The following is an 11,894-nucleotide window of genomic DNA, read 5'->3' as shown; positions in this document are numbered from 1 at the left end:
ATTTGCGACATCCGCCCCGGTTGCGTTCCCTGGGACTACCCCCCTACACCTTCGGCCCGAGGCCAGGATGAACCCATTCCTCGGTCCCATCCGCCCAGACTTCCTTCTTCCAGATGGGGACCACTTCTTTCAAGGTGTCGATGAGCCAACGGCAGGCTTCGAACGCCTGGTTCCGGTGCGGGCAACTGACGGCAACAACCACGCTGATCTCCCCCAAGCCGAGGTGGCCAACCCGGTGCACGAGAGCCAGATCGAGGATCGGCCAGCGCTGACGGGCCTCGGCTTCCAACTCCCCCATTTTCTTGAGGGCCATCTCCGGGTAAGCCTCATAGTCGAGCGACGTGGTCTGGCGGTCACCGGTCATCTCCCGAACGGTGCCCAGGAAAGAACAGACCGCGCCGGCCTGGTTCGAGCGAACTCGCTCGGTCAACGCGGCATGGTCAATGGTGGCTTCGGTAATCTCGATCATTGGATGGGTCTCAGCGTCTTGAAGATGACGATCAGGGACGGTTCATCAATGATTTCATAAGAAGAACGGGCAATGCCTCGGTGGCCACACATTGTCATGACCCCGTGAGCAAGAACCAAGGCTTCCGTTCACGGCTGAGACAAGACAGGGAACTTCAATAATTTCGCCCGCTCATTGGGGCGAGCGCCGTTCCCGGGGCAAAGCGACGCGCAACAAAAACACCCCGACCCTTCGTTGAAGAAGGGTCGGGGCGTCGTTGAAAAGGATTCCGGCGATCACCGACTTTCGCGCCAAAGGCACTATCATGGGCCTGACGGGCTTAACGGCCGTGTTCGGAATGGGAACGGGTGGGACCCCGTCAGTATGTTCGCCGGAAAAGCAACCGGCGGGCGATCAAACCCGCCGGTTCCGTGTGCTCGTTCTCACAGTGGTCGTCACGCAAGCTCAAACCGCGATTTCATGGGCATGACCAACCGACTTCGAGTCTCTTCACGACGCGTGGTCCCCGTTATTGGATGGGAATACGTCGCCGTGTGATCGATCGAATACGATCGGTGAATGATGCAACCCTGATTCCTGTCCATCGCGTCCCCGATGGGAACCGGCGGACGGATCGGGGTGGTCAAGCGATCGGCTGTTAGGACCGGTCGGCTGCGGCGATCACTCGCCGTGCACTCCCGGCCTATCGACCTGGTCGTCTTCCAGGAGCCTTCGCACTTGCGTGCTGGAAACCTCGTCTTGAAGAGGGCTTCGCGCTTAGATGCCTTCAGCGCTTATCCTTTCCCGACCTAGCTACCCGGCGGTGCCCCGAGCGGGACAGCCGGTACACCAGAGGTCGGTCCTCCCCAATCCTCTCGTACTAGGGGAGACCCTTCGCAAGTTTCCTACGCCCACGGCAGATAGGGACCGACCTGTCTCACGACGGTCTGAACCCAGCTCGCGTACCGCTTTCATTGGCGAACAGCCAAACCCTTGGGACCTTCTCCAGCCCCAGGATGCGATGAGCCGACATCGAGGTGCCAAACCTCCCCGCCGCTATGGACGCTCGGGGGAGATCAGCCTGTTATCCCCGGAGTACCTTTTATCTGTTGAGCGACGGCCTTTCCATCCAGCACCGCCGGATCACTAACGCCGACTTTCGTCCCTGCTCGACTGATGGGTCTCGCAGTCAGGCACCCTTCTACGTTTGCGCTCTTGTTGCCAGATTGCCGACCTGGCCGAGGGTACCATTGCACTCCTCCGTTACTCTTTGGGAGGAGACCGCCCCAGTCAAACTGCCCGATGAGCACGGTCCCGGTCCGGGCTACGGACCGGTGAGGATCAGAGTCATTTCAGGGTGGTATTTCACCAGTGGCTCCCCGACGGCTGGCGCCGCCGGATCACGGCCTCCCACCTATCCTACACAGAAAGGACGCTGACCCAGTGCCAACCTGCAGTAAAGGTTCACGGGGTCTTTCCGTCTGACCGCGGGTACGTGGCATCTTCACCACGGCTACAGTTTCACCGGGTCCCTCGTGGAGACAGTGCTCCAGTCGTTACGCCATTCATGCAGGTCGGAACTTACCCGACAAGGAACTTCGCTACCTTAGGACCGTCATAGTTACGGCCGCCGTTTATCGGGGCTTCGGTCGCCAACTTCAGCTTACGCCTCATCGGCTCCCTTAACCTACCGACACCGAGCAGGCGTCAGACTCTATACGTCCTCTTGCGAGTTGGCAGAGTCCTGTGTTTTTGATAAACAGTCGCTAGAGCCGATTCTCTGCGGCTCTCCTTACGGAGAGCACCCCTTGTACCGAAGGTACGGGGTCATTTTGCCGAGTTCCTTCACGAGGGTTCTCCCGAACGCCTTCGGATACTCGCCTAGCACACCTGTGTCGGATTGCGGTACGGGCCGGATGGTTCGTCCCGACGGGGCTTTTCGTGGCCGGCTCGTCATCAGGCTTCCAGATCGAATGCTGTCGGCCTTGCGGCACGGGGGCATCTAACACCCCGACCTGACTGGAACCGGCGTCCTCCGTCGTTCAACCTTACCATCGGGTGGCGGAATATTAACCGTCTGTCCATCGGCTACGCCCTTGGGCCTCGCCTTAGGTCCCGACTGACCCTGGGCGGATTGACCTTCCCCAGGAAACCTTGTGCTTTCGGCGGACAGGCTTCCCACCTGTCTTGTCGTTACTCGTTCCGGCATTCGCACTCGCCCACGCTCCACTGGTCGTTTCCATCCAGCTTCGTTGCGGTGGGCGACGCTCTCCTACCATCATTGCTGATCCGCGACTGCGGCACGACGCTTAGTCCCCGTCATTTTCGGCGCGGGATGGCTCGACCGGTAAGCTGTTACGCACTTTTGAAATGATGGCTGCTTCTAAGCCAACATCCCGGCTGTCACCGCGATCCCACTTCCTTTGCCACTGAGCGTCGATTTGGGGGCCTTGGTCGGCGGTCTGGGTTGTTTCCCTTTTGAACGTGAAGCTTATCCCCCACGTTCTGACTCCCGGGGTCCGTCGTGCGGTATTCGGAGTTGGGTTTCGGAGGGTAGGCGGGAAGCCCCCCTACCGAATTCCGTCGCTCTACCCCCGCACGATATGTCCCGAGGCTGGCCCTAAAGCCATTTCGGAGAGAACGAGCTATCTCCAGGTTTGATAAGACTTTCACTCCTCCCCACGGGTCCTCCCCCAGTTTTTCAACACTGGTGGGTTCGGTCCTCCACGACCGGTTAGGGTCGCTTCAACCTGCCCATGGGTAGTTCACCTGGTTTCGCGTCTACTGCACCCGACTATGGCGCCCGATGAAGACTCGCTTTCGCTACGGCTCCCCCCCTGAAGGGGTTAACCTGGGGCCGGATACAGTAACTCGCCGGATCATTATGCAAAAGGCACGCGGTCACGCGGCCCGAAGGCATCGCGCTCCCACCGCTTGTAGGCACGGGGTTTCAGGTTCAGTCTCCTCCCCTTATCGGGGTTCTTCCCACCGTTCGGTCGCCCTACTGGGTTCGCTATCGGTCGTCATCGAGTGCTTAGCCTTGCGGGATGGTCCCCGCCGATTCAGGCCGGGTTTCACGTGCCCGACCCTACTCGGGTACCGAAGAGGGGAGATTGCATCGTCGCCTACGGGGCTATCACCCGCTCTGGCGCTCCGTTCCAGGAGGCTTCGGCTGACGCTCACTCATCCCATGTTATCGGCCCCACGACCCCGCGTGGTGTCCCACGCGGTTTAGGCTGATCCCCGTTCGCTCGCCGCTACTGAGGGAGTCTCGGTTGATTTCCTTTCCTCCGGGTACTGAGATGTTTCAGTTCCCCGGGTCTCTACAGGCATTCCGGGATCGACGTTCGTTGGGCAACTCCCCCGGACATATCGCAGCCTTCCACGCCTGTCTCTCTGATGACGCCTAGGCATCCCCCCCGTGCCCTTAGGAGCTTGACCACGCCGATCCGGACGCCGCGGTTTCCCGAAGGAAGCTCGACAGCCGAATCTGCGAGGGGTCAGTCCCCGATCTGTCTTCGATCGAGTGCCCAGCGTCTCGCGACGCAGGCTCACTCTCACTTGGGTAACGATCCCCATTGTGAGGCCGGTCGCTGTCGCAGCGATCGACACTCACGCATCCGTAAGGGTTCCACTGTATTGTGGAGAGATTCTTCTACTTGGTCTGCCACGACCACTTGTTTGCGGTTCTCACTTGCGTGACCTAACCACCGGATTGTGAAAGAGCAACCGAATTCCCATTACAACCCCGCAAGGCCGAAGCCTTGAAGAGCCATGCTCGGAATCCGCACTGGCCGCTGGCCAGGGGGTGAGACCGCGTACGGTCGCACCCCGCACCCAGCAGTGCAAAGCAAACGGAAGAACAGAAACAGAAAGGACCCCTCGAGTGAGGGGTCCCCTCATTGGTCGATCGTGTTCGTGGTGAGAAAACCTTCGTGGGAAGCCGGCGTAAAAACCATCTGATCAAGGAGACGGTGCCGATGCGGCTCTTCTCGAATCGCGACGGTGACCGAAGCCACGTCCCTCGATTCTCAGAGCCGAGATTTTCTAAGAAAAATCCTTAGAAAGGAGGTGATCCAACCGCAGGTTCCCCTACGGTTACCTTGTTACGACTTAGTCCCCATCACGGGTTTCATCTTCGGCGCCTGCCTTGCGGCTCCGGCGACTTCGGATGCCCCCCGCTTTGGTGGCTTGACGGGCGGTGTGTACAAGGCTCAGGAACACATTCACCGCGGCATGCTGATCCGCGATTACTAGCGATTCCAGCTTCATGCGGGCGGGTTGCAGCCCGCAATCCGAACTGAGGAACGGTTTTTGCGATTAGCATGACTTTGCAGCCTAGCAACGCTCTGTCCGCCCCATTGTAGTACGTGTGCAGCCCCAAGCATAAGGGCCATGAGGACTTGACGTCATCCCCGCCTTCCTCCGGCTTAACGCCGGCGGTCTGTCTAGAGTTCCCGGCACGACCCGCTGGCAACTAGACACAGGGGTTTCGCTCGTTAGGGGACTTAACCCAACACCTCACGGCACGAGCTGACGACAGCCATGCAGCACCTGTGCACGTTGTTCCTTGCGGCCTCACCGACGTTTCCGCCGGCTAATCCGTGCATGTCAAGCCTGGGATAAGGTTTTGCGCGTAGCCTCGAATTAAGCCACATACTCCACCGCTTGTGTGAGCCCCCGTCAATTCCTTTGAGTTTCAGCCTTGCGACCATACTCCCCAGGCGGGGTACTTCACGGTTTCCCTACGACAGGGAGCCCATCGGCGAGCCCCCTATCCAGTACCCATCGTTTACGGCCAGGACTACCGGGGTATCTAATCCCGTTCGCTCCCCTGGCTTTCGCGTCTCAGCGTCAGTAGGCATCCAGGACCTCGCTTTCGCCACGGGCGTTCCTTCCGATCTCAACGCATTTCACCGCTCCACCGGAAGTTCCAGGTCCCCCTATGCCCCTCCAGACTCGTCGTATCCACGCCCGTTCCCCGGTTGAGCCGGGGGATTTCAGCGACAGACGCACGAATCCGCCTACACGCGCTTTAAGCCCAATGATTCCGAATAACGTTCGCACGGTTCGTCTTACCGCGGCTGCTGGCACGAACTTAGCCCGTGCTTCCTCCAGGGATCAATCAAGGCTTTTCAGCCCTTTTTCCCCCTCGACAGGAGTTTACAACCCGAAGGCCTTCATCCTCCACGCGGCGTCGCTCGGTCAGGCTTGCGCCCATTGCCGAAGATTCTCGACTGCAGCCTCCCGTAGGAGTCTGGGCAGTGTCTCAGTCCCAGTGTGCCGGGCCACGCTCGCACGCCCGGTAGGCATCACAGCCTTGGTGGGCCATTACCCCGCCAACAAGCTAATACCACGACAGCCCGTCCCACGACGCCGAAGCTTTGGCAAAACACCGATGCCGGTGTCGTTGCGTCGCTGGGGATTACCCGCGGTTTCCCGCGGCTATACCCAATCCTGGGGTTGGTTACCGTCGCCTTACTCACCCTTGCGCCACTGGCCTTGCGGCCCGTTCGACTTGCATGCCTAATCCACGCCGCCAACGTTCATTCTGAGCCAGGATCAAACCCTTCGAGATTGGTCGTCTCCCCTGCTCCGAAGAGCAATGAGAGCCGGTCCTCACCTTCAAAAGGGTTGAGGAATTTGCTAACTGGTCGCAGCTCGAGTTTGCCGGGGCACGCCCCTGCTCCCTCGTGCTGTTGGCTGTTGGATCCGTCTCCGTCGCGGTTCGACCTCCAACCAAACGGGGTCGAGACGACTCAAACGGCTCCACGCCGGCTTCCCTCAAAGGTTCTCTTCAACCACAAGAACCACGATCGACTGGATTGTCAAAGAACGAACGTGCTATCGAAGCGATTGGCCGGAGTGACTTGCCCTGGGGGCGTGTCACGCCGGCCGACTCTACCGACAACATCACGGCCCGCTGTCTTGGTCGTCGGTTTCCCGTCGCCAGGTCAGCCGGCCGTTGCGTCGTCACCCGTGGTGACACAGGCGACAAGGGAGATAATACCAACTTGGCTCCGAAGGTCAACACTTCACTCCGGAATCGGTCGCTTTTCCCACAGGGAAGTCGACGACGAGGCGTTAGCCAGGCTCTTTAGCATCGCATTGGCCTATCGCCTGCCAGCAAGGTCACAGGCGAGGGGTAGAGCACAACGGGCAGTAGAACGCGTGCCCTCCCTCTCCAGGTGGGACGCGTGATACCGCCATGGTGGAAGGTTCTGCATTTCTAATTGGTCGGCGTATGAGGTTTCACCGCCCTCACACTCCAAAACGCTTCGATCGCCACTGCGATTGGGATCTTTCGTAGTAGGGCCCGGACCACTTGTTGTCCGGGCCGCCCGAGGGCTGCTGCGATCTTCATGAGAGCGCGCGGTCTTCTGAAAGAGGTCTGATGCACCGCCCCAAGAGAAGCAAGAAAGCGGGCGGGTCGCCCGCGGTCCCAGGAAATACACCTGATTGCGAAAACTGCCCTAGGCAGATCTACAGCGAGAGACAACGAAATGCCGAATCCATAAGAGACAGCCCTAATCGAAGACGGCATGGGATGCCAGTACCTTCGAGTTGGAACAGCATAGGCAGGGCGGGATGCCCTGCACCACAGACGGATCGACACTGGTAGGGCTCGGAAGCCCTCCCCTCTTAGACGGATCGACCTTAGGCATGGCTCGGAAGCCCTGCCCTCACAGATGGAGCGACACCGGTAGGGCCCGGATGCCCTGCCCTCTTTCAAGACGGAGCGACGTAGGCCGGGGCTCGGACGCCCTGCCTCTTTTTCTGCTATTCCGAACGAAACCGCACAAACCGAACCGGTGACCGGGTCGGCTGGGCGGCTGCGCGTCGACAGAACCAAACAGTCGACCCGAACAGCAGGGTCAACGCAGGCCGGACACGGCCCGCAGAGCATTCCTTTAATGATTTATTGCCCCAACCCCTGGTTTGCCCCAGAGCCCGCAATTCACAAAGTCTCGGTGGAGTTGTTAACCAAACCAGTCGATAACGATCGCTAGGCACCACTGGTTTGGATTCGCGTTCAAAAGCGATCGAACGTGTTCGATTGTGAACGAGAGTTTCGGGGAGCGGAGGAGTCGTCTTGCCCGTCGCCATGCCCACCCAAACTGACTGGGTTAAGAGCGTTCTGTTCGACCGGGGATACCTGGCTCGGATACGAGGCGATGCGATCAAGGTGTACCTGGTGATGCTTGAGATTTGCGGGGGCGAGCCGGACAAGAACGTGACGATCAGCCTTAGCCAGCTGATGAAGCGAACGCGGCTGACTTGCCCAACAGTGATCGAAGGTCTGTCACGGTTGGAAAGCCTGGGGCTGGTTGTCTCGACCACGCACGAGCGCGGCAAGGTGAAGACCTACTACGTCTCTGACCCCCCCGCGAGTCTGACCGAGTGATTGCTGCTCACGGCTTTATAGCGACTTCAACTTTGGTACGTCGGCTCCGGGAGGGTGCCCGCAGGTCATGGCCCCTTACTTCTTTCGCGTCGAGCACGACCTCTTGCGGTCTGAGTCGTTCAAAGCCCTCGGGGGCTCGGCGATCAAGGTCTATCTCACGATCGGGCTCTATTCCGACTTCGGGTCGGACTGGGCCTATCCCAGTATCCGGACCATCGCCGCGCAAGCGGGGTTGAGCCGGCAGACCGTTCTGGCCGCCATCGAGGAATTGACGCGCCGAGGCCTCCTCGCCGCCAGCAAGTCGAAAGGGCGATCGACGGCCTACAAGATCATGCGGCAGGCTCCGCCGGAGCGACCGCCGGGCAAAACCGCCAAGCGTGCCGAAAACCTGCCCCCTACTGTTCCAAGTTTTTTAGAGGGGGACGGGAAAACTGGCCCATTTTCTTTAGACCTACCCCTAGAAACTGGTCCAAGTTCTTTTGAGGCGTTGGCCCAATTCCTCGGCCCGGCTGGCCCCGCGCCTGGGCCCAAACAAGAACAAGGATCAAGAGAAGACACGACAAGCATCCCGATTCCGGGAACACCCTTCCGTTTGTCCGCCGCCGGGCGGCTGCTTGTTGCTGTGGATTTGCAGGAACTGCTGACAAATCAGGGAATCCCGCGACAGTTGGCTGGCCGCCTTGCCGCGCAGAAGGATCCGGAGGACGTTGCCAAAGTCCTCTTGAATGCCTTTTACCTTCAAAGCCAGGGCAAACTGCAAAATGGCCCGGGCTACATTCGCGCGGGGCTCGAGGATGGTTACGATCTCTTGCCCCAGGTCGCGAATAAGCTGGAAACCCGGCGGCGCGAGTTGGAAACCCGGCTCCGCACGGTGGAAACCCAGCGCGAACAGCGCCGCGAAGAAGAGTCGCGGGTCGCCGAAGAGGCCGCGATCAACCTTGTGATCGAGAGCCTTAGGCCTCAGGAACTGCACAACCTGATTGCGCAGGCCGTGGCCTCCTTACCGGAGCCGATCGTGCGCCGGAATCCGACTCTCACCAACCCCTTCTTGCGGGCCAAGGTTTACGAACTGGCTTGCGGCGAACCCCTGTCCTAAACCTATATCGGCAAGTGGTTTACGCGCGATCAGCAGGTCGCGCACTTGCCCAAGCATCCGCCCCTCGGTCCGCGCCCGGCGGATGTGCTGGGGAAGGTATGCGCCGTCCATCGGACAACTGATCCGGCGCTCCGGCAGGAACCCGGCGGCGACCAGGGCGGCATAGCCATAAAAGGCGTGGTCGAGATAGCCATGCCCGGCGGGCAAGTCTTTTTCGGTCTGGTTCGCCACCAAAAGCGCGAGGTATCCGCCGGGGCGGATCGTGGCAAATGCGTGCCGCGCCAACTGGTTCAAAAAGTCGATCCAGGCGGTCAGCGGCGCCGTTGCCACACCCTCGGCGCCGTACCGCCGCGCCTGCATCGTATGGTAGGGCGGGTCGCAGAAGACGAGATCACATCCGCTCGCTTCGGGCGGAAACCCGTCTTTTACGTCGCGTTCCTGGACGTCCGGGCGTACAGAGTGAATGTCATACGCAAGACAGCGGCGTCCCATTGATTCGCAGACGTCAATGACGGTGCCGCCGCCGGCCATGGGGTCTACCACGAGGGCATTCGGTGTCGTGTAGTAATGCAAGGTGTGGGCGACGATGGCGGGCGGGATCGCTCCCGGATGGGGGACACCGAATCCGTGGTCGTGTTTGAATGCCCAAACGTCGTACGGGGTCGGCCGAAATCCGGCGGCGAACCGGTCGCGGCGTCTTAGGTCTTTATAAGCGGCATGGATTGTCTTGGTGCCGGCGTCGAGTCGGGTGAGGCTGGCGATCGCCCGGGTGTCCCCCTCCCTCGCGGTCTTCCAGATCGCCCGCGCCTGGCGGTAGAGGTCCTTGCCCCCGAGGCCGATGGCCCGGGCGAGGGCTGTGTCGCTACGACCCGCCCGATCGTCGGAATTCCGACGATCGGTGGTTTCGATGTTGGCGGCGTCCTCGTCCTGGAACTGGCGGAGGTTCGCCAAGCGGCGACGGCGGCCCGTGGCGGTCTGCAACTCTTCGTGGGCGTCGGCCTCGCGCATCATCTGGCTGAACGTTTTGCGCCGTTGTCGGTTATATTCCAGAATCGCCAGGTCGCGAGCGGCCCGCGAGGGGTAGGATTTGACCTCGCAGGGGACCTCGGTTAGGCCCAGGGCCCGGGCGCAGGCGAGCCGGCGGTGGCCCGAGACCACTTCCCAGGCTGATCCTTCGCGAACAACGGCCAAGGGAACCAGGATCCCCTGGGTCCGCACGCTCTCGATCAGGTCGTCGATTTCACCCGCTGGATCGCCATAAATCGAGATGCTTAAAGGGTTTGCCTGGATTTCTTCGGGGGCGATCAGGTGGATGGCCGGGGAGGGAGTCACGGTGGAAGGCATGGCCGGGGCGTCCTTGTCCTCAGCAATTCCTCGTGAAGATCGGGCGTATCAGTCGCCGATCTCTTAGGGTTGATGGGGCAACCTAGCAGGAGCCCCCAGGTCTGTCTATAACGGTTTCGAGGGGGGCGAGGGATCGTCCGTCGTCTTGATTCTGGGATAGGCGCACCAACGATTCTGTGGAGAATGCCGAGGCATTAAAAGGAGACCATGGATGGTCTCTTAGGCCTGTCTCTGCGGTCGGCAAGGAGGCTACGTTCATGTCGTCCATGCGGCAGGATCCGTCTCATCGGCCGGGGCCGGTGGGTCGGACCAGAGTTCCCTCATCCGGAGAGGGACCGAGGCGGGAGTGCGGAGCCTGGCTCTCGGTCGTCGTGCCGGCCAAGAATGAGGCGGCCGGTTTGCCGCAACTGGTTGAGGAGATCGCGCGGGCGTTGCGGCCGCTCTGCAACCCGGCGGTGGCGGGGACTCGGCTCGCCGGCTTCGAGATTCTGATTGTCGACGACGGGTCGACGGACTCGACCCTCGAGGTTCTCGGGCAGCTTGGTGAGGCCTTTCCCGAGCTCAGGCCGGTCCGCCTGGCGAGCAACGTGGGGCAGTCGGCGGCGACCGCTGCGGGGTTCCGCGAAGCCCGAGGCGACTGGCTGGCGACCCTCGACGCCGACCTCCAGAACGACCCGGCCGACCTGGCGGCGCTCTGGCAGGCCCTGCCCGACCACGACGCCGCGCTCGGCTGGCGGGTCAAGCGCGAGGACGTCTGGTCGAAGCGGATCATCAGCCGATGGGCCAACCGGATCCGCAACGCGGTCCTCGGCCAGTCGATTCGCGATACCGGCTGTTCGGTCCGGATCTTCCCGAGAGACATGGCCTTACGGCTGCCGATGTTCTACGGTGCCCATCGATTCCTCGGCCCCTTGCTGCTTCGCGAAGGCTGCCGGATCGTGCAGGTGCCGGTGACCCATCGTCCGAGGCCCCATGGCGCTTCGCACTACAACCTTTGGAACCGGTCGCTCCGGGTCGTCGTCGACCTGTTTGGCGTCGCCTGGTTGATGAGGCGTTCGGTGCGCTACGAGCTGGCCGTGACTACTGCGGATGACCCTGCCGCTTCCGTTTCCTCTCCCCCTGCCCCGCTTTCCCCGGCCCGTCGTGGCGTCGGTCAGGAGCTTTGAACGATGTCGGACCTGTCGCGGCTCTTTTCAGATCTCTGGAGCGTGTTGTGGGGTATGTCGCTCTGGGTCAAGATCGGCTTCCTGGGGCAGGCCGCGTTCACTGCGCGGTTCCTCGTGCAGTGGGTGGCCTCTGAGAAGAAGAAAGCCTCGGTCGTGCCGGTCGCTTTCTGGTGGCTGAGCATCGTGGGAGGGGTGGTCCTGCTCGCGTACGCCATCCATAACCGCGACCCGGTCATCATCGTCGGCCAGGCCACGGGCCTGCTTGTCTACATCAGGAACCTGATGCTCGTCCAACGAGCCAGGTCCCGGGGGACCAAGCGAACGAAGAAGGAGCAGGGCGAGAGCGCCGAGTCGGCCTCGATCTCTCGCCCGCACCGGGTCGATTCCTCTGCCAAGAAGATCCCCTGGTCTTAAATGAGACGAAGGGGCGAAGCT

General features: G+C 61.1%; 6 protein-coding genes and 3 rRNA genes. 4 read left to right on the top strand and 5 right to left on the bottom strand.

The annotated features are described in order from the left end of the window. Positions 1 to 43: 43 nt before the first annotated feature. The 4 genes from SINAC_RS18225 to SINAC_RS18210 all read right to left on the bottom strand — a co-directional run bounded on the left by SINAC_RS18225 (position 44) and on the right by SINAC_RS18210 (position 6,026). Positions 44 to 469: a molybdenum cofactor biosynthesis protein MoaE gene (locus tag SINAC_RS18225; RefSeq protein ID WP_015247088.1), complete on the bottom strand. Its 426-nt coding sequence runs from the start codon at positions 467 to 469 to the stop codon at positions 44 to 46. Positions 470 to 735: 266 nt separating this feature from the next. After that, positions 736 to 844, bottom strand: a 5S ribosomal RNA gene (rrf, locus tag SINAC_RS18220). 243 nt (positions 845 to 1,087) lie between these two features. Next, positions 1,088 to 3,889 (bottom strand): 23S ribosomal RNA (locus tag SINAC_RS18215). Positions 3,890 to 4,512: 623 nt separating this feature from the next. Next, a 16S ribosomal RNA gene (locus SINAC_RS18210) occupies positions 4,513 to 6,026 on the bottom strand. Together the 16S, 23S and 5S rRNA genes form the textbook arrangement of a ribosomal RNA operon. 1,515 nt (positions 6,027 to 7,541) lie before the next feature. On the opposite strand from SINAC_RS18210, the gene SINAC_RS18205 reads away from it, so the two are divergent. Together SINAC_RS18205 and SINAC_RS38865 are read left to right on the top strand one after the other, a co-directional pair. Further along, entirely contained in the window at positions 7,542 to 7,853 is a 312-nt protein-coding gene (locus SINAC_RS18205; protein ID WP_015247087.1) for a hypothetical protein, read from the top strand. Positions 7,854 to 7,920: 67 nt separating this feature from the next. Beyond that, positions 7,921 to 8,949 carry a helix-turn-helix domain-containing protein gene (locus tag SINAC_RS38865; RefSeq protein ID WP_015247086.1) on the top strand — a complete coding sequence of 343 codons (1,029 nt, stop codon included), beginning with the start codon at positions 7,921 to 7,923 and terminating at the stop codon, positions 8,947 to 8,949. Here SINAC_RS38865 and SINAC_RS18195 read toward each other — a convergent pair. Then, positions 8,854 to 10,293 carry a DNA methyltransferase gene (locus tag SINAC_RS18195; protein WP_015247085.1) on the bottom strand — a complete coding sequence of 480 codons (1,440 nt, stop codon included), beginning with the start codon at positions 10,291 to 10,293 and terminating at the stop codon, positions 8,854 to 8,856. The two genes, SINAC_RS38865 and SINAC_RS18195, sit on opposite strands and share 96 nt — an antisense overlap. 257 nt (positions 10,294 to 10,550) lie before the next feature. On the opposite strand from SINAC_RS18195, the gene SINAC_RS18190 reads away from it, so the two are divergent. Together SINAC_RS18190 and SINAC_RS18185 are read left to right on the top strand one after the other, a co-directional pair. Further along, on the top strand, positions 10,551 to 11,459 hold the full coding sequence (locus SINAC_RS18190; RefSeq protein ID WP_015247084.1) for a glycosyltransferase family 2 protein: 909 nt from the start codon (positions 10,551 to 10,553) through the stop codon (positions 11,457 to 11,459). A gap of 3 nt (positions 11,460 to 11,462) precedes the next feature. After that, the gene (locus SINAC_RS18185) at positions 11,463 to 11,873 is read left to right on the top strand and encodes a lipid-A-disaccharide synthase N-terminal domain-containing protein (RefSeq protein ID WP_015247083.1); all 411 of its coding nucleotides are present in this window, start codon (positions 11,463 to 11,465) and stop codon (positions 11,871 to 11,873) included. Positions 11,874 to 11,894: the final 21 nt, after the last annotated feature.

The sequence above is a fragment of the Singulisphaera acidiphila DSM 18658 genome, from assembly GCF_000242455.2.
GTDB classification, from domain to species: Bacteria; Planctomycetota; Planctomycetia; order Isosphaerales; family Isosphaeraceae; genus Singulisphaera; species Singulisphaera acidiphila.
This window is presented reverse-complemented; position numbering and strand designations above follow the sequence as displayed.